The 22,740-nt window shown below is 48.1% G+C and carries 17 protein-coding genes, 3 tRNA genes and 3 pseudogenes; 14 read left to right on the top strand and 9 right to left on the bottom strand.

Translation table 11 applies throughout. From position 1 onward, the window contains the following. The first annotated feature begins 23 nt into the window (after nucleotides 1-23). On the top strand, nucleotides 24-1,859 hold the full coding sequence (locus ACTWJ7_RS28100) for an HSP90 family protein (RefSeq protein ID WP_301879627.1): 1,836 nt from the start codon (nucleotides 24-26) through the stop codon (nucleotides 1,857-1,859). Next, on the top strand, nucleotides 1,859-2,914 hold the full coding sequence (locus ACTWJ7_RS28095) for a hypothetical protein (protein WP_079350838.1): 1,056 nt from the start codon (nucleotides 1,859-1,861) through the stop codon (nucleotides 2,912-2,914). Before ACTWJ7_RS28100 ends, ACTWJ7_RS28095 begins: the two co-directional genes overlap by 1 nt. A 167-nt stretch (nucleotides 2,915-3,081) precedes the next feature. Here the strand turns inward: ACTWJ7_RS28095 and ACTWJ7_RS28090 are convergent, their stop codons facing one another. The 3 genes from ACTWJ7_RS28090 to ACTWJ7_RS28080 form a co-directional block, all read right to left on the bottom strand. Beyond that, a complete protein-coding gene (locus ACTWJ7_RS28090; protein ID WP_443146062.1) occupies nucleotides 3,082-3,795 on the bottom strand; it encodes an S-layer homology domain-containing protein in 714 nt (237 codons plus the stop codon). A 170-nt stretch (nucleotides 3,796-3,965) separates the two neighbouring features. After that, entirely contained in the window at nucleotides 3,966-5,105 is a 1,140-nt protein-coding gene (locus ACTWJ7_RS28085; protein ID WP_443146433.1) for a serine hydrolase domain-containing protein, read from the bottom strand. A 584-nt stretch (nucleotides 5,106-5,689) separates the two neighbouring features. Continuing rightward, entirely contained in the window at nucleotides 5,690-7,183 is a 1,494-nt protein-coding gene (locus ACTWJ7_RS28080) for a serine hydrolase (RefSeq protein ID WP_301879626.1), read from the bottom strand. Between the two features lie 297 nt (nucleotides 7,184-7,480). Between ACTWJ7_RS28080 and ACTWJ7_RS28075 the strand changes: the two are divergent. The 6 genes and pseudogenes from ACTWJ7_RS28075 (at nucleotide 7,481) to ACTWJ7_RS28050 (ending at nucleotide 16,335) form a co-directional block, all read left to right on the top strand. Continuing rightward, nucleotides 7,481-8,682 (top strand): annotated as a pseudogene (locus ACTWJ7_RS28075) (DUF4367 domain-containing protein). Between the two features lie 458 nt (nucleotides 8,683-9,140). Continuing rightward, nucleotides 9,141-10,327 (top strand): annotated as a pseudogene (gene alr / locus ACTWJ7_RS28070) (alanine racemase). A 260-nt stretch (nucleotides 10,328-10,587) separates the two neighbouring features. Further along, nucleotides 10,588-10,869: a CopG family ribbon-helix-helix protein gene (locus ACTWJ7_RS28065; protein WP_024630715.1), complete on the top strand. Its 282-nt coding sequence runs from the start codon at nucleotides 10,588-10,590 to the stop codon at nucleotides 10,867-10,869. Between the two features lie 3 nt (nucleotides 10,870-10,872). Then, the gene (locus ACTWJ7_RS28060; protein ID WP_024630714.1) at nucleotides 10,873-11,223 is read left to right on the top strand and encodes a type II toxin-antitoxin system PemK/MazF family toxin; all 351 of its coding nucleotides are present in this window, start codon (nucleotides 10,873-10,875) and stop codon (nucleotides 11,221-11,223) included. Nucleotides 11,224-11,458: 235 nt separating this feature from the next. Further along, a complete protein-coding gene (locus tag ACTWJ7_RS28055; RefSeq protein WP_285075152.1) occupies nucleotides 11,459-13,648 on the top strand; it encodes an alpha-galactosidase in 2,190 nt (729 codons plus the stop codon). Between the two features lie 464 nt (nucleotides 13,649-14,112). Next, the gene (locus ACTWJ7_RS28050) at nucleotides 14,113-16,335 is read left to right on the top strand and encodes a Tex family protein (protein WP_301879624.1); all 2,223 of its coding nucleotides are present in this window, start codon (nucleotides 14,113-14,115) and stop codon (nucleotides 16,333-16,335) included. Between the two features lie 153 nt (nucleotides 16,336-16,488). Here ACTWJ7_RS28050 and cmpA read toward each other — a convergent pair whose 3' ends face one another. Both cmpA and ACTWJ7_RS28040 read right to left on the bottom strand, forming a co-directional pair. Continuing rightward, nucleotides 16,489-16,632, bottom strand: coding sequence for a cortex morphogenetic protein CmpA (gene cmpA / locus ACTWJ7_RS28045; RefSeq protein ID WP_090808144.1), 144 nt, complete (start codon nucleotides 16,630-16,632; stop codon nucleotides 16,489-16,491). Nucleotides 16,633-16,835: 203 nt separating this feature from the next. After that, complete coding sequence (locus tag ACTWJ7_RS28040; protein WP_301879623.1) at nucleotides 16,836-17,192, bottom strand: hydrolase/acyltransferase; 357 nt, start codon at nucleotides 17,190-17,192, stop codon at nucleotides 16,836-16,838. A gap of 120 nt (nucleotides 17,193-17,312) precedes the next feature. On the opposite strand from ACTWJ7_RS28040, the gene ACTWJ7_RS28035 reads away from it, so the two are divergent. From ACTWJ7_RS28035 to ACTWJ7_RS28025, 3 genes are all read left to right on the top strand, one after another. Continuing rightward, complete coding sequence (locus ACTWJ7_RS28035; RefSeq protein WP_079350831.1) at nucleotides 17,313-17,774, top strand: SprT family protein; 462 nt, start codon at nucleotides 17,313-17,315, stop codon at nucleotides 17,772-17,774. 79 nt (nucleotides 17,775-17,853) lie between these two features. After that, a tRNA-Asn gene (locus ACTWJ7_RS28030) sits at nucleotides 17,854-17,928 on the top strand. Between the two features lie 5 nt (nucleotides 17,929-17,933). After that, nucleotides 17,934-18,020 (top strand) — tRNA-Ser (locus ACTWJ7_RS28025). 223 nt (nucleotides 18,021-18,243) lie between these two features. Here the strand turns inward: ACTWJ7_RS28025 and ACTWJ7_RS28020 are convergent. Continuing rightward, nucleotides 18,244-18,941, bottom strand: a pseudogene (locus ACTWJ7_RS28020) (ArsR/SmtB family transcription factor). A 169-nt stretch (nucleotides 18,942-19,110) separates the two neighbouring features. Here ACTWJ7_RS28020 and ACTWJ7_RS28015 point away from each other — a divergent pair. Then, nucleotides 19,111-19,710 (top strand): flavin reductase family protein, encoded by a 600-nt coding sequence (locus tag ACTWJ7_RS28015; RefSeq protein ID WP_301879795.1) that lies wholly within the window; start codon nucleotides 19,111-19,113, stop codon nucleotides 19,708-19,710. 213 nt (nucleotides 19,711-19,923) lie between these two features. After that, the gene (locus tag ACTWJ7_RS28010) at nucleotides 19,924-20,595 is read left to right on the top strand and encodes an MgtC/SapB family protein (RefSeq protein WP_079350829.1); all 672 of its coding nucleotides are present in this window, start codon (nucleotides 19,924-19,926) and stop codon (nucleotides 20,593-20,595) included. 53 nt (nucleotides 20,596-20,648) lie between these two features. Here the strand turns inward: ACTWJ7_RS28010 and ACTWJ7_RS28005 are convergent, their stop codons facing one another. The 3 genes from ACTWJ7_RS28005 to ACTWJ7_RS27995 are packed head-to-tail and all read right to left on the bottom strand — an operon-like array spanning nucleotide 20,649 to nucleotide 22,324. After that, a complete protein-coding gene (locus tag ACTWJ7_RS28005) occupies nucleotides 20,649-21,068 on the bottom strand; it encodes an HAD-IIB family hydrolase (protein ID WP_443146432.1) in 420 nt (139 codons plus the stop codon). Beyond that, nucleotides 20,969-21,544: an HAD family hydrolase gene (locus ACTWJ7_RS28000; protein ID WP_443146061.1), complete on the bottom strand. Its 576-nt coding sequence runs from the start codon at nucleotides 21,542-21,544 to the stop codon at nucleotides 20,969-20,971. The genes ACTWJ7_RS28005 and ACTWJ7_RS28000 overlap by 100 nt, the downstream gene beginning before the upstream one ends. Nucleotides 21,545-21,547: 3 nt before the next feature. Further along, the gene (locus tag ACTWJ7_RS27995) at nucleotides 21,548-22,324 is read right to left on the bottom strand and encodes a DeoR/GlpR family DNA-binding transcription regulator (RefSeq protein ID WP_024630705.1); all 777 of its coding nucleotides are present in this window, start codon (nucleotides 22,322-22,324) and stop codon (nucleotides 21,548-21,550) included. A 304-nt stretch (nucleotides 22,325-22,628) separates the two neighbouring features. Between ACTWJ7_RS27995 and ACTWJ7_RS27990 the strand changes: the two genes are divergently transcribed. Then, a tRNA-Glu gene (locus ACTWJ7_RS27990) sits at nucleotides 22,629-22,699 on the top strand. The last annotated feature ends 41 nt before the right edge of the window (nucleotides 22,700-22,740 follow it).

Raw genomic sequence — 22,740 nt, 5'->3', positions numbered from 1 at the left:
GGACCCAGAGGAAGGTGAGCAAAATGACAGCATCCAATGAGTATCGCTTTCAGGTGAATCTGAGCGGCATGATTCAGATTTTATCAAACCATCTATACAGCAGCCCCAAAGTCTTTTTACGTGAACTAATGCAGAACGCGACTGATGCCATTACAGCTCGAACAGAGGCGGAACCAGGATATCAGGGTGAAGTACGTGTGGAACTGACCGGAACAGGTGATCAACGTACGATGATGGTGGAGGACAACGGTATTGGCTTGACGGAAGCGGATATCCATGAGTTTCTGGCGATGATTGGTCAATCTTCAAAGCGTGGTCAGCAGGCGTTGCTGGATGGAGAGACTTCGTTTATCGGACGATTCGGGATCGGATTATTGTCTTGTTTCATGGTAAGCCATGAAATCGTCATGCTCACACAATCCGCGAAGGGTGGACCTTCGATGGAGTGGCGGGGTAAGCCGGATGGTACCTATACGATTCGGCAATTGGAGACACAGCTGTCTCCGGGAACGAAAGTATATCTTCGCTGTACGCCGGATGCAGCCCATTATTTCGAAACGGAATATGTGAAGGAAGCCTTGTTCTTTTATGGAGCGCTACTGCCTTATCCAGTCATCCTGCATAGTGACGGTGTTCAACATATTGTAAATAGCGAGTCACCGATCTGGTTGATGGAGCCTGAGCTTGCACGTGGACGCAGAGCGGAAGTGTTGGCTTTTGGTGAACGATTACTTGGAGAGAAGTTTCAGGATTTTATTCCACTGACGACGGCTTCGGGGCGTACAGGGGGCATTGCTTTTGTTCTACCGCATGCTGTCAATCTGAATGCCAAGCGTTCCCATCGAGTGTATCTGAAGAGAATGCTGATATCGGAGAAGGCGGAAAATATATTGCCGGACTGGGCGTTCTTCGTGAAATGCCTGATCTGGACAGACGAGCTTCAACCAACGGCTTCGCGGGAACACTTTTATGAAAATGAAAAGCTGGAAGATGTACGCTTTGAACTCGGTGATGCCCTGCGTAAGGGATTGGCCGACATGGCTGAGAGCCAGACGGAACGGCTGCAGAAGCTGATTCGCCTGCATGCACTGTCGATGAAGGCACTGGCTGTGCAGGATCAGGAGTTCTATGCCATGATTCACCGCTGGCTGCCGTTTGAGAGCACCCGTGGTCATCGGGAACTGGGCGAGCTGATGAGTGAGGGAGAGACGTTGTACTTCACTACCACGGTGGATGAGTATCGTCAGATTCATCATGTCGCCTCAGCCCAATCCTTGCTGGTCATTAACGGAGGATACATCTACGACAGTGATTTGATGGCCATGCTGCCATTGGCGGTGCAGGATGCACAGACGGAACGATTACAGCCGGATGAAGTATCCATGAGTTTCACCGACGTGCCGCCGGCTGAACGGAATCAGTATTATGATGCCTTGCGCCTAGCTGATTCTGCTTTGCAACGTTTCCGCTGCCGTGCAGAGGTCAAGGGGTTCAAGCCGGCCGATTTGCCGGTGCTGTTCACGCTCTCGCAGGAATCTTCTACGCTGCGTGCATTGGAAAAAGCAAGTGAGGAGAGTACAGAGTTGTTCTCTTCTGTCCTTGGATCATTGTCATCCGGCATTAGTTCCGCAGGTTATTCGACCCTGTACCTAAACATCAGCAATCCAATTATTCAGCGGGTGCTGACTTCACCAGATGCCCAAATGACGCCAATTGCCATTGAAATGTTGTATGTCAACGCGTTGATGATGGGGCATTATGCCATGAATCGGCAGGAGCTCGAGGTGCTGAATCAGGGCATCGTTCGTTTTATTGATTGGGGTTTGCGTGCGAATACAGATCGTAAGGGGGATGCCTGATGCAGACCGAAATGGATTTTGAGGATTTGATGGATGAGGCCTATGGCCTGCCTAATGGAACAGCAAAGCTGGGCATGCTGGAGGAAGCGGCAAGAGTCGCCGATGTGAATGGCATGGAGGAAGAGGCGTACGAAGCACGTTCAGAGATCGTGGAGACAGCGACATTTTGCGGTTATCCGATGAAGGCACTGATTGCTTTTTCCTGGCAGCTGGGCAAGTTTGATCAACAGCCTGAACGCTATGACGAAGAAACGTTAATGTGGTCGTATAAATGGATTTTGGGCGAACTATCCAGCTTCCCGGAAGTGTCACGCGACAAAATGATGGAGCTGCTGGAGGACTTCGGACGTCGCTTTAAGTCATTTGGGTACAGCGAGCGTTCGTATTGGTATTATCGGTTCCGCATATCCATGGATCTTGGGGATCTGGAGGAGGCTGGAAACAGCTACACGAAGTTCAGAAGCTTGGATCGTGACTTTATGAGTGATTGCGAAGCCTGTGAGCAGGACGAGATTATGCGTTACTGGATACTTGTTGGAGATGATGAGAAGGTGCTGGAAGCGGCGAAGCCCATCTTGAAAGGGCGGATGAGCTGTGCCGAAATTCCGCACCTGACCTTATCGGAGATTTTGATGCCACTATACCGACTTGGGAAGACGGATGAAGCTGACAAATATCAGCCCAAAGGCTACCGCCTGATCAAAGGACATAATGACTTTGTGCAGAGCTTTGCCGAGCAGATGGATTACCTTGCACGTACCAACCCGGCCAAGGGTATTGATGTACTGGAAGAATGTCTGGTTCTCGCCATGGATCATGAAGATCCGTTTGCCAAAATGATGTTTTATGCCAGAGCTGCCCAGCTACTGCGCCGCTGGGCTGATGAGTCTCCAGAATACCGATTGCGGCTTCCTGCTTCATTCCCTTATGAAGGAGATCCGGGAGATTTGCATAAACTGGCCGATTATTTTGCGGCGTATGCCAAATCAGCCGCAGACAAGTATGACCAGCGGAATGGCAATCAACATGTTTCGTCGATGTTGGGCGAGGTATAGTTAGAATATTTCACTAAAGCAGTAACGAACTCATCCACCTTAATAGGCAGTATTATGTAATGGCCACCGCCCCGAACCAAAACAGGCTTGTTCAGAAGGAGGGTTTCCTCCTTCGAACAAGCCTGTTTATCTTTTTTTATAACGTGAATATGAGGTGGTTATTCAAGTTATTCAGGAGTCACGGTTGCAGGCGCCGGTGTATCTTCGGCCGGATCCTCATCTACGGAGGTTTCGGGCTTCGGCTGCTTTGCCAACAGGTCAGCTACAATCTTGTCGGTTGGCTGTGTAAACAATTGGTACATAATTGAGGCTTCTTCCTGACGGATCAGTGGTTTGCGAGAGAGGAAGTCAACCGATCCATCCTCCAGCACCTTCACTTCAGGACCGTGGATACCAAGCTTAACCATCATTTGAATTGCAGGCACAGCCCAGGCATCTGTCTGCCCAGCCAGCTTCACATCCTCGAACAGTTCATTTGGGTATTGAAGCTGGAGAGATCTCCAGATCATCACCATGGCTTCCTGACGGGTAATGACCTGATCCGGCTTGAACTGTTTCTCATCCGCACCCGTGATCATGCCAGATTCATAACCAAGCTGAATGTAACCCGCAGCAGGATGAGTAGCCCAGTCGGTATCCGCAGGTGGTGTCGTTTTGCTGGCTTTCAGTCCGCTCATTTTAAGGACGTCCTCAATGAATTCAGCCCGTGTAACGGCATTTTTGGGTTGAAAAGCTTCACTTGCATCATTGGTATAGTATCCAAGCGATTGTAATCCATAGATGGCTTCAGCATAAGGGCTGTTCTCACGAACATCCCGGAAACCTTGAGGCTTTTGCCCTTTTTTCTCATAGCCCATTGGGTTGAGATAAGGCTCTTTCATATAGATGGTTCCATCAGCATTTTCCTTGAAAGCCGTGAACTGACCTGTTAACTCATCCTTGAAGAGATTTTCTTCAACCTGAATCAGTGTACGTGGGCCGAGGAAGACGTCGGAAATGCTTAATTGTCCGGGTTCTGTGCCGCCATCTTTCAGGGAGCTGACAATGGTGCTCAGCCGCAGATCCGCGTAAAGCCCAGCGAAGCGTTGCAGCTCATCCGCAGATTGAAATGTATGTTCCTTGAACTTGACTGGTTCCGCATATTGCGGAAGAACGTCTGAATAAAGGCCGGATAGAACAGATTACGAAGTGCTCCTGTCTGGTTGTAGGTAAGGAAGACGCCCGTGTTTTGCTCAGGAATTAGGAACAGATAAGAGCTGAATCCGATCAGGTCGCCAGCTTTGGTCATAATTTTGGAACTGCTGCCTGCACCCGGAAGCTGAAAAGCAGCTTCGAATCCATAAGTCGTATCTGGTAGCAGCGGATGAATGGAAGAACGGTATTGTTCCATGCTTTTTACCGTAGATTCCTTCAAAATACGTTCGTTATCCTTCACACCATCATTTAGGAAAGCAATCATGAAATTCCCGATATCCTCTGCCGTTGAGAGCATGCCGCCTTGAGGCATAGGTGTTGGGGAAAGGGTATACAAGCCAAGTGGATTATGAGCCGCATCATAGGCTGTTGCGAGTTGGTTCTTGAACTTGCCGTTCAGCATAAAACTGCTGTTATCCATACCCAGAGGTTTAAAGATATGTTGCTGCATATACGTTTCGAACGGTTCGCCGCTGACATTCTCCACAATCATGCCAAGCAGCAGGAAGGAGAAGTTGTCGTACATGTAGGCGCTACCAGGTTCTCGAACGACAGGTGGCATATGTAACTTGGCATAATCCTCCATCGATACAATTTTGTCGAAGTCATTATGGATGTCTTCCTGCTGTGGGTCGCGAATCTCGAACCCGGTGGTGTGTGTGAGCAGATTCTCCACTGTTACAGGTTTGTCAAAAGGGTTATCGAATTCCAGTCCTTTTACATAGGTCTGAAAGTCGGCTTTTAAATCGACTTTGCCTTGCTCCACGAGCTGCATGACAGCGGCTGACGTAAATGTTTTGGAGACCGAGGCGATACGAAAGGTGGTACTTTTTGGATCAACCGGTGTTTTGCTCTCCAAATCGGAATATCCATAGCCTTTCTCTGCTACGACTTTTCCATCTTTGACAACGACTACGGAAGCGCCAACATATTGGGCCTTCGCTTCAGGGGAATCGAAAAATGTATCGAGAAAAGCTGCAGCGGAATCAGTAGTCAGCGCTGTTGCCTTCCCCTTTCATTGACCGCAGCGGGTGCGGTTTCCGCCTGAACGGCGGGTGCCCATAGACTGAGGGACAGGACAAACGCCATGAACGCCCCGGTTATGGAGGTGAGCCTGAAGCGGGTGCTTCGATTGGATAAATGCATGCAAACACTCCTTCTAAAGAAAATTTTGTAAAAAGAACTCTCCTGTTTATTACTGCTTACGGACACGATCGGTTTCAAGATCGTAGATTAAGATGTGTACATCACAATAGAATTGAGAAACAATGAGCCAAATACAGCCAGAAGAGGCGGGTATTCAGGATGCATCTGCACATAGTCGTGGTTCACCTTGACCCGCTGATGGAGGAGTACAGCGGACATAATAAGCAGCCAGGCCCAATTGCTAATTAGGGAAGAACATACACACCACGTTTCGCTTCAGGATTATCGTGTAGTTTCATTCGGCATGCCAGATCTGCGTCGACTATGGGTGAAGAGAAGTCCGAATACAGAAGAAGAGAATGCGAGTTATCCGGCATATATCCCATTGTGGTAAAGAGTGTAACTTCACAATGGGATAGGCCGGTAGGGGTGTTTTTAGACGGATGGTGTCTTTATAAATTCAATTGGATTCGTGCCCGGTTCAAGCAGCAGCGGAATGGATAGAGAGCTTACGCTATCGTGTTCATCCATCTTAAATGTAAATGTGACCTTCAGGCCAAACAGGGTAAGTTCTACGGAAAAAGTATCATTTCCTGTGTATTCCATAGGCATGTCAATGGCATTCAAGGTGGCTTGTAGCCCATCATTCGACTGTTGAATAACGATTTCGCCGTAACCCGGATGTGTATAGCTGCCCGCATAAGCATGGATAGGACGATCATGGGGGTGAACCTGGGTTTCGTCTGGTTTTTCCTCAACAGAGGTTTCTGAAGTAGTTGGTGTTTCTATGGTATCTGTGGCTGCTTCAGATTCATTCGATTCTCCAGCCACTAATTTGGCTAATCTCCCGCTCCAATCCACAGGTTCCACTTCAAGCAAACGATCAATAACGTTAAAAGAAATCGTGTAGGGAAGAATGCTCCCATTGGTATTGCAAAGGACCACAACACCGATCTGTTCCTCTGGTAAAAAGGCGACCTGTGAAGCGAATCCATCGATTGCTCCGCCGTGATGAATCATGGCGTGTCCGCGATAAGAATCAATCATCCAGCCCAGACCGTACGTGCTAACAGGCAGCTCTTTGCTGTGGAATGGTGAAGTACAAGCCATTTGCGGGCTGTGCATAACAGCCAACTGTTCTTTGGAGATCAGTTGAGCCCCATCCTGTTGCCCTTGATTCAATTGAAATTGCACCCAGGCGATCATATCGACCAGATTGCTGTTAATGGAGCCAGCGGGGCCTACGGCATCTATTTTTCGAAAAGGTATTCGTGTACTCTCTCCGTTTTGATCCATATAAGGGAAGGCGAAGTCAGGTTGATTCTGCATCTCATCGACAGAGAGGACACTTGAATTCATACCGAGCGGATTAAACAGAGACTCCTGAACAACATTCTCCCATGAAGTTCCTTTGAGTTGCCCCACCAGATAACCAGCCGCCATATACATCAGATTCTGGTATTGCCACTTGTTCCGAAAGTCTTCATTTGGCTCCAGATACTGAAGCGCGTTTACGAGTTCTTCTCTGCTCCGTGATGAGTTGTACCACATCATATCGTGCCTTGGAAGTCCGGAGCGATGACAGAGCATATCACGGATGGTCAGACGTTCTGTGGTTACGGGATCGAACATTTTGAAGTCTTTCAAATACGTTCGAACAGGCGTGTCCCACTTCAGAACGTCCTGATCGACGAGCAGGGCAGCTGTTGATGCTGTAAAGGCTTTGGTACTGGAACCGATCGCAAATAGTGTATTGGGCGTAACTTCGAGCTTGGACTCCAGGTCGCGATAACCGTATCCTTTTTGCAAAATAACTTCATCCTTATGGATGACCGCTACTGCCACACCTACGCCTTTCCAGCGTTGAAGCTGCTCTTCCACAAGATCATCCAATCCATTCAGCAATGAGTGATGATAGGTTGTATTCATTATTTTCCTCCAATTTGAAATAGAGTTGTACCTCAATTAAGCTACATCATAGCGGTATGTAATTGCATTGGTTGAGTTGTTATCTGTATTTACTATGAAGAATCTGGTTGAATTTAACATCCTACCCGAGACCGATTTTGTTACCAAATAGAGTATTGTGGCATTTGAAAAAAGGGAATGCTTGTCAAACTAGTCCGCATATATCGAACAAGTCCCTCATAACATGTACTAATCAAGTAGGGGTTCTGCTGTACGCACAATCCTGAAGTGAAAACATGTGCTAAAGGGGATGATGTCATGCGCCGAATATCATGGATGCTTGCCATGGTATTGGTCTTATCGACCTTACTTGCCGCCTGCGGGAAGAAGGATGCGGCAGCCGTGGTCAAAGATCTGAACGAAGTCGTAGGAGAAATGGAAAGTTATCAGGGGCAGGCGTCATGACGCTGCATACCGGAGATACGCCGCAGCAGTACAAGGTCGAGGTATGGCATCAAAAGCCTTCGTATTATCGTATCGCGTTAACGAATGCCAAAAAGGATGTAACGCAAATTGTACTGCGTAATGATGAAGGCGTATTTGTCCTGACGCCGAGCCAGAACAAAAGCTTCCGTTTCCAGAGTAACTGGCCGGATAATCAAGGCCAGGTTTACCTCTACGAGACGCTGATCCGCAGTATAACAGGTGATTCGACCCGCCAGTTTGCCGATGAGAAGGAAAGCTATGTATTCGATGTAGCTGCCAACTACAATACACATGCATTGGTCAGACAGAAAATATGGTTAAACAAAAGCGATTACGCACCGAAGCAGGTAGAAGTATCTGATTCGAATGCCAATGTGGTCGTGGATGTGAAGTTCGATAGCTTCAAATTTGGTACCGAATTTGAGAAAGACGCGTTTGACATGCAACGTAATATGACGGCTGCTTCAGAAAATGGTGGCAAGGCCGGTACGGACTCAGGCGCGGCTCCTGCTGGGGATGGCAAAGAGGCTACCAATCCTCAAGCTGCAACAGAGGAAGGTTCTGCATCGAATCCAAGCGGAACCGTTAGTGATGGACAGACCGGTGTGAGCGATAACGCCGAGCAGCAAGGTTCGGAAGATCCAGCCAGCGGGCAAGGCACGGAAGAACCGACATCGGCAGAGCCGGACGGCACAGGCAGCTTCGGGGTTATTCAGCCGACCTACGCCCCAGAAGGAGTCAAGCTGAAAGACGATCAGATCGTGGAAGGATCAGGAGACTATTCGGTTATGCTCCGCTATGAAGGAACGTATAATTACACGATCTTTGAGGCACGGCCGCAGGACAGAGCCGTATCGCTTGCCCCATCCCGTGTTCTGGATCTTGGATTCACCCTTGGAATGATAAGCGGAGATGCGTTGCAGACACTCACATGGATGTCAGATGGAGTGGAGTACAGGATTACAAGCGCAGATTTGCCAGATAACGAGATGATTCAGATTGCGACCTCCATGCAGGAAGAGTCAGGGAAATGATTTGGAAAGTATAGTCGTCCTAACATAAGGAATGCTAAGAAGCATTGGAGATGATTTCTCCGGTGCTTTGCTGCATACACAGGTCAATGTTCCTGTTTTATTTCCGTAATTTGCAGGATTTGATTTCGGTTGAAGTGATTAGTATCAACAGGCTATGATCCTGCGTAAGATAAGCAAGGAATAGGTCCGGTGCATTCAATAATGCAAAACACGCTTCTACGCGGGAGGAACCGGGTAAATAATACGATATAAGCAGATAAGTAAGTTATGGAGAGATGAATATCTCATTCATGGTCTCGCTTATAGGTCTTATTCTGCGTTTGCTCCCGACTCGAGGATAGTACTCCTGTATGTGTTTTGGTCTGCAGATCTTTCGTTCATTTGACAGTCACATGCTTGAGCATTACGATGGAGTCTGACGTGAGCCGGATTAAGATGATTAGAGAAGGTGACTTAGCGTGCAAGAACAATATCGGCCGACCCAAGCGGAAATCAATTTGGATCATTTGCGCAACAACGTAGAAGCTTTCCGTGAAGCATTGCCGCAAGGCAAGAAACTGCTCGCCTGTGTGAAGGCTAACGCCTATGGACATGGGGCAGTGGAGACGGCCAGGGAACTGGAACGAGTTGGTGTGGATTACTTAAGTGTAGCTTTTCTTGACGAAGCGCTTGAATTGCGACAACACGGAATTACCCTTCCGATTCTGGTATTGGGCTACACGCCGCCAGAAGGCATCGCTGAAGCATGGAAACATGATGTAACCATTACGCTGTTCAGTAAGGAAGTGCTCGACGCCATTCAACATTTGGAGACGGGAATTTCCTCTCGTAAGCTAAAGGTGCATATCAAAATTGACAGCGGCATGGGCAGGCTTGGCCTGCTGCCTGGCGACGAGGCACTTGCTTTCATTCAGGAAGCAGCCAAGCTGAAGCAGGTCATGCTGGAAGGTATGTTTACTCATTTTGCCAAGGCGGATGAAAAAGACAAGACCTATACACTGGAGCAGTATCGACGGTTCCAAGGCGTGGTTGATGCGTTGCGGGATCAGGGATGTGTCATCCCGATTATACATACGGCGAACAGCGCCGCTACCATTGATACACCGGAATTGTCGGATGATATGGTTCGTGTAGGAATCAGCCTGTACGGATTATACCCGTCGGCAGAGGTGAATCATCAGGTAGTGAAGCTTTCCCGGTATTGACACTGAAGACGAAGGCGGTTCTGGTCAAAACGCTGCCGCCCCACTGGGGTGTCAGCTACGGAACCCGTTATGTAACACAAGGGAACGAACGAATAGCGACCCTGCCTATCGGCTATGCAGACGGATTTTCAAGAATGCTGTCAGGTAAAGCACAAGTGCTTGTACGCGGCCGTCGTGTTCCCGTCGTCGGTACGATCTGCATGGATCAGTGTATGGTGTCGCTACAATCTTTTGCTGCAGAAGCAGAAGAAATTCAAGTCGGCGAAGAGGTTGTTCTCATCGGTCACCAATCAGGTGCAGTTATAACTGCAGAAGAGGTGGCATCTCAGCTCGGTACAATTTCCTACGAAGTGATCTGCATGATGGCGCATCGAATCCCTCGGGTCTATACCCGTAATGGAGCAGTAATCGCCAGAATCAACCCTCTTTTGACATCCTGACAGCTCGACTGGACGCTATTTCCAATAAACTTTTTTTCAGAACAGAAGGAAAACTGTCGGAGCATCTCGAATTATGAATGATGACTGGGATGAAAATCCTGAAAAGAGATGTTTGGTCTGTACGAATAATGTTCCCCGTGTTTATAATGGAGTACAGCATACTTGATATACTCGGGGCATATATATTCCTTTGTATAAAAGTTCTGGAAAAACGTAATACTGGTTCACAATGGCGAAAGGTTTGTGGGGGTGGAAGAAAGGTGGCCAACTTGCAGAACACCAAGCGGATCATGATCAGTTTGCCTGATTATCTTTTGCAGGAAGTGGATGGCATCGTAGCGCTGGAGAATTCCAACCGCAGCGAATTGATTAGGCAGGCCATGAAGCTGTATTTGACGGAGCGTAAGAAACGTTACATCCGTGAATCGATGCAGCGAGGGTACATGGAGATGGCGAAGATTAACCTCACCATGGCATCCGAGGCCTTTCACGCGGAGGAAGATGCGGACAGCACTCTGGACCGCTTAGTTAGCGGGGTGTAGACATTGATCGTAAAACGCGGTGACGTTTTTTTTGCGGATCTTTCTCCCGTTGTCGGTTCCGAGCAAGGTGGAGTCAGGCCGGTTCTGGTTATCCAGAATGACATCGGCAACCGGTTTAGTCCTACTTGTATTGTGGCGGCGATCACCGCCCAGATCCAAAAGGCAAAGCTGCCGACGCATGTGGAAATTGATGCGGCGGCACACGGCTTTGACCGGGACTCGGTTATTTTGCTCGAACAAATACGGACGATTGATAAGCAGAGGCTGACCGACAAGATTACCCATCTGGACGAGGAGACCATGAAACTGGTCAACGAAGCCTTACAGATCAGCCTGGGTTTAATCGATTTTTAAGGCATCAGGCAGTTGTTTCTTTGTTCTGCCGTGCCGCCCGTAGACAATGGATGTTCCTTGCAGGAACACACAATTTCAGACAGCAATCAAAAGAGCGTACAACAGCCTAACGGCTGGGGTACGCTTCTTTTGATTAAAGCTTCATGAAAGCGTAGAACATTTAGAGTCTTTTCGTTATAATGATACCTGAGAAACCGTTTACGTTAATTAACATATATAGAGGTGGAGGAGACATATGAGCATTTATATTGACCAGGAGAAACTTCAATTTCATCTACAGACTCAAAAGGCAAGCTACGTATTCCAGGTGCTGCCTTCGGGATATTTGGTACATTTGTATTATGGCAAAAGACTGCGTGATACCGATCTGAGCTGGCTTCATGTGCGTACGGAGCGGGCCTCATTCAGCCCGAATCCGGTACCGGATGATCGGACGATCTCCTTCGACACGTTGGCGCAAGAGTTGCCAGTATACGGTACGAGTGATTTCCGTAATCCGGCAATCCAATTGCAGCTTGAGAACGGTTCAACCGTTTCGGAATTTACGTATACAGGCCATCGACTGATCAAAGGAAAGGCAGCACTTACCGGGCTGCCGGCAACTTATGTTGAATCTGACGATGAAGCGGAGACACTCATCGTTGAACTGGAAGACCGTGTTGCAGGGATCAAGATTGAACTTAGCTACACGGCCTTTACGGCATTTAATGCGATTACGCGTTCCATGCGTATCGTTAATGAGAGCGCTGCCTCGGTGAATATTGCACGTGCGCACAGTTCTTCCGTTGATTTCCCGCATGCCGATTACGAATTACTGCAGCTGTCAGGAGCATGGACGCGTGAACGGGACATCGTTCGCAGACCGCTGGCTTCCGGCCTGCAAGGCATCGAGAGCCGTCGCGGCTCAAGCAGTCACCAGCAGAACCCGTTCATTGCTCTGATGACACCGGGTACAGACGAAGATCAGGGTGAAGTCTACGGGTTCAGCCTTGTATATAGCGGCAGCTTCACTGCACAGGCGGAAGTGGATCAGTTCCACACCACTCGTGTATCGCTGGGAATCAATCCGTTTGAGTTCGGCTGGAAGCTGGATTCGCAGGAGTCATTCCAGACGCCTGAGACGGTCATGGTTTATTCGGATGCAGGTCTGGATGGGATGTCTCAGTCGTATCATCAACTGTATCGCGAGCGCCTTGCACGTGGCAAGTTCCGTAATGCAGAGCGTCCGGTTCTGGTCAACAACTGGGAAGCGACCTATTTCGGCTTCAACGCTGATAAGATTGAGCAGATCGCACAGGCAGGGAAGAAGCTTGGTATTGAACTGTTCGTACTGGATGATGGATGGTTCGGACATCGGGACAGTGATAATTCCTCACTCGGTGACTGGATTGTGGACAAGAACAAACTGCCACAAGGCCTGGATGATTTGGCCAACCGGGTAACCAGTCTGGACATGCAGTTCGGACTATGGTTCGAGCCTGAGATGATTTCGCCGGACAGTGAATTGTACCGTGCTCATCCGGACTGGTGTCTGCATGTGCCGGATCGCCGCCGTACGGAAGGGCGCCAACAGTTGGTACTCGATTTCTCCCGTCAGGATGTGCGAGATGAGATTGTACGCATGCTAAGCGATGTGCTTGGATCTGCCCCGATCACTTATGTGAAATGGGACATGAACCGGAATATGACGGAGGTAGGTTCTGCATTGCTGCCAGCAGACAGACAGCGTGAGACTGCGCACCGGTATATGCTTGGATTGTATGAAGTCATGGAACGGATTACTTCAGCGTTTCCGGATATCCTGTTCGAGAGCTGTTCAGGTGGTGGCGGCCGTTTTGATCCAGGTATGCTGTATTACATGCCGCAAACGTGGACCAGCGATAATACGGACGCGATATCCCGTCTTCGTATTCAGTATGGTACAAGCCTGGTATATCCGGTAAGTTCAATGGGGTCACATATCTCAGCGGTTCCCAATCACCAGGTTAATCGAATTACTTCTCTAGAGATTCGTGGACATGTCGCCATGTCCGGTAACTTTGGATACGAATTGGATTTGACTCGATTCACAGAGGAAGAGAATGCCATTGTGAAGGCTCAGGTTGAGCTGTACAAGGAAATTCGGGGAACCATTCAATACGGAACGTTCCGGCGCTTGCTAAGTCCGTTTGAAGGAAATGAAACGGCATGGATGTTTATTTCACCAGATGGCAGTGAAGCCGTTGTATTCTACTTCCGTGTGCTGTCTGAACCCAATGCACCGCTCCAACGTCTGAAGTTGAAGGGCCTGGATCCTAACGCGGATTATCGCCTCAAAGGCGGCTCCGAGACGTTTACCGGGGATGCGCTGATGTATGGCGGGATCTCCGTAGGTCGTGCATCGGGAGACTATCTGAGTGAAATGTTCCGATTCGAACGGGTCTAAATAAGTTGAACTACAGATTATTTACACGGATACTACGATGACAGAACAACCTTCCAATCGCTGTTATCCCCAGATTTTTTTCGATTCCCTTTTCTTAAGGGAAAATCCGGGATAAAGGCGAACGCTTCGCCTTTTCAGGTTTTTTTCTGTCCTCTCCGTCATCGTGTAAATGAGTAGTTTCACTTATTTAGAGTTCAATTGCATATAAAGTCCTAATGAGGAAGACCGAACAGCGTCGCGTTGACGTTTTTCGGTCTTTTTTTGACGTAATGGGGAAGGCTGGAGGAAGACGTAATTCTGTCAGAACTTGTAACCTGGACGAATGCTGGAAATCTGAACGGGATTTTGTGATAATATAGGGGAGAGGAATCTGCATGAATGCAGGTTCGATACTGTGATTACAGCAGCAAAGCTGCCCTGAACAAGCTTCAACTGAACGATTCAGGAAGGAAAGAGGGATTTATTTGTCTGAACAGGAAACGGTTCTGGAACCCAATGAAGAAACAATAAAGGCAGAACGCCATGAACGAATCATCAAACAGGTAGCCAAGGAACTGTCACTGTCCTTGAAGCAGGTCCGCACAACGTCGGAGCTTCTGGACGAAGGCAATACGATTCCATTTATCGCCCGCTACCGTAAGGAAATGACTGGAGAGCTGGATGAGAACGAGCTGCGGCTCATTGAAGAACGCATCGTATACTTGCGTAATCTCGAAGACCGCAAAGTGGAAGTCATCCGTATTATAGAGGAACAAGGCAAGCTGACCGGAGAACTGAAACAGTCCATCACCCAGGCAGTTAAGCTACAGGAAGTGGAGGATTTGTACCGTCCGTTTCGTCAGAAGCGGAAAACCCGTGCCAGTGTAGCGAAGGAAAAAGGTCTCGAGCCACTCGCTGTATGGATCTGGGGTCAACCTAAGCAAGGGAATGTCCTGGAGGAAGCTGCGCGTTATATCAATGCTGAACTTGGGGTAGACGATGCAGAGGTCGCACTTCAAGGGGCCAAGGACATCTTGGCTGAAAATATCGCAGATGATGCTGCTATTCGTGCCTGGATTCGTCGATATACACTCGATCATGGCATGCTGACTTCGGAAGCGAAGGATGCGGAGCAGGAGTCTGTATATGAGAACTACTATGATTATCGTGAGTTAGCCAAAAAAATGCCTCCTCACCGCATTCTCGCCATTAACCGCGGTGAACGTGAGAACATTTTGAAAGTGGGTCTGGACGTACAGCCTGAACCGGCTCATCGTCATATGGAAGGGCAGATCATCAAGGGTGCATCTGCGGTTCAGGACATTTTGCGTGCTGTGATTGAAGATGCTTACAAACGATTGATTGCCCCTTCGATTGAGCGTGAGGTTCGGGCAGAACTGACGGAAAAAGGTGAAAACCAAGCGATATCCGTATTCTCGGCTAATCTTCGGAATTTGCTGCTTCAGCCACCAATTCATTGCAAACGTGTGCTTGGTGTCGATCCTGCCTATCGTACCGGCTGTAAGCTGGCCGTGGTTGACGATACGGGCAAGCTGCTTGAAGTGGCTGTTACGTACCCAACGCCACCACACAACAAGAAGCGTGAAGCTGCCGAGGTCTTCCATCGGATGATCAAGCAGTATGATATCGGATTGATTGTTATCGGTAATGGTACAGGGTCACGTGAGACGGAACAGTTTGTTGCCGAGATCATTCAGGAGAACGGGGACGAAAGTCTCGTGTATCTAATCGTCAATGAAGCTGGAGCGAGTGTGTATTCTGCATCCAAGCTGGCCCAGGAAGAATTTCCGGATCTTGACGTTGCTGAGCGTAGTGCTGCTTCGATTGCCCGTCGGGTGCAAGACCCACTGGCTGAGCTGGTCAAAATCGATCCAAAAGCCATTGGTGTAGGTCAATACCAACATGATGTATCCCAAAAAATATTGGAAGAAAGCTTGAAGGCTGTTGTGGAATCCGCAGTTAACCACGTAGGTGTGGATGTGAACACGGCTTCACCTTCACTGCTGTCATATGTGGCTGGTGTAAATGCCACTATTGCCAAAAATATCGTGAAATACCGCGAAGAGAACGGCCGATTCACGAATCGTCGCCAGCTGCAGAAGGTGCCGCGTCTGGGTGCCAAAACCTATGAGCAATGCGTAGGCTTTATGCGGATTGGCGAAGGGGAGAACCCGCTGGATCGTACACCGATTCACCCTGAATCGTATAAAGTGGTTGATCAGCTCTTTAAAGAGCTTCAGGTTGAGCTGGACAAGCTTGGTAGCAAGGAACTGTCTGTTCTTCTGTCTGAGCAACAACCGGAACAGCTGGCTGTGAAGCTGGATGTGGGTGTACCTACACTGCGTGACATTCTGGACAGCTTGCAGCGTCCGGGTCGTGACCCGCGTGAGGAAATGCCGCTACCGATCTTCCGCACCGATGTACTCAAAATTGAGGATTTGGTGGAAGGCATGGAGCTGCAAGGCACGGTTCGCAACGTAATTGATTTTGGTGCATTTGTCGACATCGGCATCAAGAGTGACGGGCTTGTCCATATCTCACAGCTGAGCAACGGTTACGTCAAACATCCGATGGATGTGGTATCTGTCGGGGATAATGTAACGGTTTGGGTGATGAATGTGGATACCAAAAAAGGCCGTGTCGGCCTCACGATGAAGAAGCCTGCTTCTTCTCAGCAGTCTTCCTAATCCAGCACAATGCTCGGAGAACAGCCTTCCCTGTAAGGGGAAGGCTGTTTGTTGTCAGCTATAATACTACTATTGCCCGTACTGTATTCTTCGAAGGGATTTTATGAAAGAAGTGAGAGCTTGAAGTGGACGAAAGAGAGTGGTGTCAGATGCTTAAAGTTCGCTGTCCGCGCTGCGCGGGGTGCCACTTGTCGGTTTGTTTCGGTAAAAGAACCAACATTCGTTCAGCAGCTTGATCTGTCTGCTGTCCTTTTTATGAAATGCACGCATCAGTTGATTGCAAAGCCATTGAGGCAAGGGTATCTCCTCCTCTTGCATAATTCATCTGTACGTTAGCATATGTGGCAATAGCCTGGACTGTGCGGATTAACCAGTGAGGAACACGGAAAATTCAATTTCTATACGGATATGGATTATAGGGCGAAAAAAAAGCACAACTCCCGCTTTTAGGAGATGCGCTTTTGGTTCCATCCTGCATGAAAAATAAGTCTATAAGTGGATTAGAGTGATTCCATCTCTTCTTCATACCATTGCTCTAATTGAGCCTGAAGCGCCCGGATTTCAGTGAGCAGGGAAATCAGAGGATATTCACTCTCTCTAAGTGTTGCGAAGCTTTGTTCAAGGGCATTGATATAATCAAGGCCTCCAATAATGGAGAGTTGCTCGTCCAGAAGGTCAAGATTGTCACATTCAGCGATTGCCCAAGGCAGAACAGGTACATCTGCTGCGGTAAGTTTGTCAATTTCTTTGTGCAGGCGCAGGTTGAGCGCACTGAGTTGGTAAGCGTAATCGGCGGGCATTTCCACAAACTGCAAGTGCTGTTCCTGCTGCAGGATGACGTAGCGCATTGTAGGCATAACGAGTAATAATCTCCCCTCATACATTCTACTTGACAGTGTAGCCTACGAAACGGTTAAAATTCAAGTATTATGGCGGAAAAACAAACGGCCCAAGGGGAATGAAAGGAGGGAAAACCGATGGAAAATGAGGAATTGCAGCAATGGATTGAGCAGGTGTCGCTGGATCATTTCGGGGTTCCGTTCACTCACGAGGCGCTGTTTAACCATCGTCTGACCACGACTGGTGGGCGTTATATGCTCAAAAGTCACCGAATAGAGATTAATCCTCATCAGCTCGAAGCCTATGGGCGGGAAGAGGTTGAGAAAATCATCAAGCATGAGCTGTGTCACTATCATCTGCACATCCGTGGACGCGGCTACCAACACCGGGACCCGGAATTCAAAGCCTTGTTGCAGAAGGTGGGCGGTTCGAGGTTCTGTCAGTCCCTTCCGGATGGAAAGGGCAGAAAGCCACTACCGTACCGTTACAAGCTGGTGTGCAAGAGCTGTGGCACGGAATATTTGCGTAAACGCAAAGTGGATCCGAAGAGGTATCGCTGTGGTCGATGTGCGGGCAAGTTAGGAATTCAGAGTATCTAAAGCTTATTAAGAAAGTCATCGGAGGCATGTTGACTTGGAATATTAATCATGATAAATTTAGGATATTCAAGATCAATATTCCCTGATAGCTCAGTTGGTAGAGCACTCGACTGTTAATCGAGTTGTCACAGGTTCGAGCCCTGTTCGGGAGCCATTCTTGGAGAGATACCCAAGTGGCTATAAGGGGACCCTCTGCTAAGGGGTTAGACTGCGTAAGCGGTGCGAGGGTTCGAATCCCTCTCTCCGTTCTGATTTACTTCTCTGTATAAGGGATGAGAACCCTAAAGGTTCGTCGAAGCATACGCTTCGTAAGGAATACATCGCAGTCTCGAATGAAGTGAGAGTATCCCTCTCTCTCCGTTCTGAACAAAACATAATCCCCCTTCTCAAGAACCATCAACGGTTTGTGAGAAGGGGATTTTTGATGTATCGTCATTTTACTAATGTACACGAATGCCTAATTGCCACCCTACAATGAAATGCCTAATACCTCGTACAAACCCTTCTTGCCGGCTTCCGTGACTTCAACCGAACGGCTGCCTGCCTTCTGACGGGTCCAATCCAGTTCAGACAAGCGGCGCCCGAGTTCGTCTCCCAATACACCGGAGATATGATGACGATGTTCACTCCAGTCCAGACATTTGCGAGCCATAGCGCGACGCGATCCGGCTTTAACTTCAAGTATGATGCCAAAAGAAGTGAACCATTGAATTCCTTTCTCTGTAATGTGGTAATCCTTGGCCTGCTCATCCTCAGGTTCTTCGAGATAACCATCCCGCAATAAAGCTTCGCACAACGATATCCCCAATTTTCCGGCCAGATGCCCATAACAGGTTCGAGCAAAGCTCAAATGTTGAAGCTGATCAGATTGTTTGAGGGACCTCACTTGAACTGGTGCAGCGATACTACCCATTGTCTCAATCAGAAAAGCAACCTCCTTGCCTGCAAGTCGATAGTATCGATGTCTTCCTTGCTGTTCAACGACGAGCAGCCCGCCTTCGACCAGCTTCGCGAGATGACTGCTTGCCGTTTGGGGGTAACACCCGCCATGTAAGCAAGTTCGCCTGCAGGAAGTGCACGACCATCCAACAAAGCTTCCAAAAAATTAGCACGACTGGGATCTGCAACTAACGACGCAACAGCGGATATATTCGGATATGCATTCATACTTCGATGATACCTGAACTATTGGTGTATTACAATTCAATGTGTATGAATGACGATCCACGACACCCATTGGATGGATTGAAGAATGGAGGAAGAAGCAATGTATACAAATGACATAACGAAAGAAGGTCCTGAACCAGAGAGTCACCGAGGCTCAAACCGAGAGTTGATGCAGCATGAGGTGATAACTCCAAGTATTTTGTACTATGGCACACCTGTATTGTTACTGAGCACGTTAAACGAAGAGGGGACAACAAATCTATCTCCACTTTCCTCATCCTGGGCACTCGGCGACTGCTTGGTACTTGGAATCGGTATTCAGGGCAAAGCCTTTGAGAACCTGAACCGACGCCCTGAATGTGTAATTAATTTGCCCGATGCATCCATCTGGGAGCAGGTTGAGATACTGGGACGTTATACGGGGAAATATCCCGTTCCTGAAGAGAAAAGAAGTATGGGGTTTGAATTTTGTGATGATAAATTTGCTGCTTCTGGACTGACACCTCAAAATTCAGTTCTGGTTGAGCCGAATAAAATAGCGGAGTGTCCACTCCAGATTGAAGCCGCGGTACAACACATACGTATTCCCGAACACACGCCATTCATGGCGATTGTGGAGGTAAAAGCGTTGAAGGTACATGCTCATCACCGCCTGCTATCAGATTTGAACAAGATTAACCCAGAGAAATGGAATCCTTTAATTTATAATTTCCGACATTATTATGGACTTGGAGAGCGGCATGGGGAGAGCTTTCGGGCAGAGAAGTGATGTATTAGGATACTAAATTAGCATACGCAATCCATAAGTGATACAAAATATACGAAGTGGGGCCAGTTGGGGCACCGCTTCTTTCGGCCTACATTGAGAATTATTTAGGAGTTCGTCCGGTGAATGTATAAGTGCGGCTATTTTATTAGTCAAGGATTGGGTAAATAGTAAAGAAAGATACATGTAAGCATATACATAAGAGAGGTGATGAGCATGGAAACGGAATACTTGATGCGTGTACTCATAGCTGGCATATGCGGCGTGTTGATCGGATATGAGCGCAAGAACCGAATGAAGGAAGCGGGAATACGTACTCACTTTGTTGTTGCTGTGGGTGCAGCATTAATGATGATTGTATCCAAGTATGGCTTTCAGGATCAGGCAGGCTGGGTGAATCTCTCGCTTGACCCATCCAGGATTGCAGCACAGGTGGTCAGTGGGGTCGGCTTCATTGGAGCCGGGATGATCTTCACACAGCGTCATACGGTCCGAGGATTGACGACAGCGGCGGGAATTTGGGCGACTGCAGGAATGGGACTGGCTGTTGGTTCGGGATTGTATTGGACAGGTGCGGGGGTAACGCTGCTTATTGTTCTGGCCCAGATGCTGCTGCATCGGCCGACACGCTGGTTGGTATCCGCGAGAACAGAGACGTTGACCATTCGACTGCTAAAGGAAGGGGACACCCTCAAAACCGTTTTGGCTTTGCTGGGACAGGAAAAAATCTCGGTAATCGGATTCAAAACAGAACAGCAAACAAGCACAGACTCCGGAGAGGAGACAGTGCTTGAATTCACTCTGCAACTGCCCGGTTCATATCGGGCCGAGCAATTGATTATTTTATTGCAGGATGTGCCTCACGTTCGATCCGTTGATATGAGGTGAGCCAGGCCATCGCTAGATCGCTAGCTCCTCGTACCGAACATGACGAAAAACGATTACTGACCGCCTTCAATGACGGACTCCGGCTGGGAAACAGGCGTGCCTTCAAGAACACAATGAATGGCATGTGCGACACCATGCTCTACATTAGTCAACGACACAGCTTTGGCAAGCGCCTTAATCTCCGGTTCAGCATTGCCCATGGCAATACCGAGTCCTGCCATTTTTAGCATGGATACATCGTTGAAATTATCACCAATGGCAGCTGTATCTTCCATGGAGATGTTCAAATGCGCAGCCAGTTTGGTTAAGGCATTACCTTTGGATACATCAGGATGCTGCATTTCGAAGTTGTGTTCAGAGGATACCACCATGGCTACATCGGAGCGAGAAGCAAAGTATTCGCGTCCCTGCTGCAATTGAGCGGGGTCCAATGAAAAGGCCATAATATTGTAAATAAAAGCTTCGGAAGGGATTTCTTGATGGGAATTAACGCGATGGTAATCTTTCTTGTCATAGTGCTTCTTAACAGCTCGAATGAGGCGTTCAATATCCTCCCTGGACTCGAACCCAGAATGCGATCCATTTCAGCGAGCATCGCCTCATGACTGCTTATAGGGGCGTAGATTCCCTGTTGTGTGGAGGCCTCGTAGTAGCAATGATGATCTTCCAGCCACTGCATGACGGATGCGGCCGTTTCACGCTCAAGTGGAAGATGGAACAGGCGCTTACCGTTGGCATCATGGATGGTAGCTCCGTTGGAGCCGATGACTGGTGTGTTAATTCCGCCTTCGCTGCTTATCATTAATACGTCGGAATAAACCCGTCCTGTAGCGATCGTAACCTTCAATCCTTCTTGTTGCGCCTTATGGATTGCAGCTGCGTTTTCCGGGCTGATCTGACTGTCTCTGTTCAATAGGGTTCCATCTAAATCGGTAGCAAATAATTTCATATGTTACAACTCCTTTTCAATTGTAGGTTCAGGGATGAGAATCTCCACTTGCTGTTCGGTCAAAAAGGTTCGCCAATCCTGGGAAGGCCATTGATCTGTAATTAACATATCAACGAGTGACCAGTCCGCAAAACGATAACCATAACGCTTATCAAACTTGGAATGGTCAGCGAGTACAATAACCTGTTTCGCAGCTTGCATCATTTTGTGCTTGATCTTTCCTTCTTCTTCGGAAGCGCTGAAGCCGTCCATCGTAATTCCGCCAATGCCGATAAATGCTTTGTCTACATAATAGTGGGAAAGAGTTTCGATTACGGAAGTGCCATAGACATAACGCTGCTCTTTATCGACTTTACCGCCAAGCAAACGTATCTCGACAGCCGTATGATTGGAGAGAAGTTCAGCTGAGTAAATGGAATTGGTAATGACGGTACAGGATTTGCCGTTCAGATTTTCGGCACAAGTCTGCACTGTAGTGGAAGAATCCAGAATAATGTGTTCGCCTTGGCGGACGATCGCAGCGGCTAGTTTGCCAATAGCTCTTTTTTCATCGGAAATGTGGAGCAGACGATCTTTATAAGATCGGTGCTCAACTGGTGGAACGGGGAGAATTGCACCGCCGCGTGTTCGGATGATGGCATCCTGTTCTTCGAGCTTGATCAGATCCCTTCGAGCCGTGTCCCGGGAAACGTCAAACAGGGATACAATATCCTCAGCTGAAATGCGATTGTGTTTACGTAAGTGCTCAATAATCAGCTGCATTCGTTCTTCCTGAAACAAACGTGCCGCCTCCTTATACGTAGCTGACCGTGTTTATAACTGATAGGTTAATTATAAGTACTAATAATGATATTTGCAATATTATAAGTGAATGTAAGTGTATTTAAGTTTTTTGATATTAATTTTACAAATTACGATGATTACGGTGATAAATATGTGAAAGAGATTTTGGAGTGAGTAGGCTCTTAAGCTCATGAAGAGGGGTAAAAAGGAGAGGATAAAAAAATCAAAAAAAAGTGTTGCACATTTTATTTAGCCTGTGATATACTCATTCTTGTCGCCAAGAAAGACAACTTGTTAATAAGGCCCGTTGGTCAAGGGGTTAAGACACCTCCCTTTCACGGAGGTAACAGGGGTTCGAATCCCTACGGGTCATTATCTTCACCACCTCAGGGATGTACAATCCTGATGAGGAA

It is taken from the genome of Paenibacillus sp. 1A_MP2 (assembly GCF_052244825.1).
Lineage (GTDB): Bacteria > Bacillota > Bacilli > Paenibacillales > Paenibacillaceae > Paenibacillus > Paenibacillus vandeheii.
The sequence above is the reverse complement of the archived record's forward strand: the minus strand, read 5'-3'. Positions and strand labels throughout refer to the sequence as shown.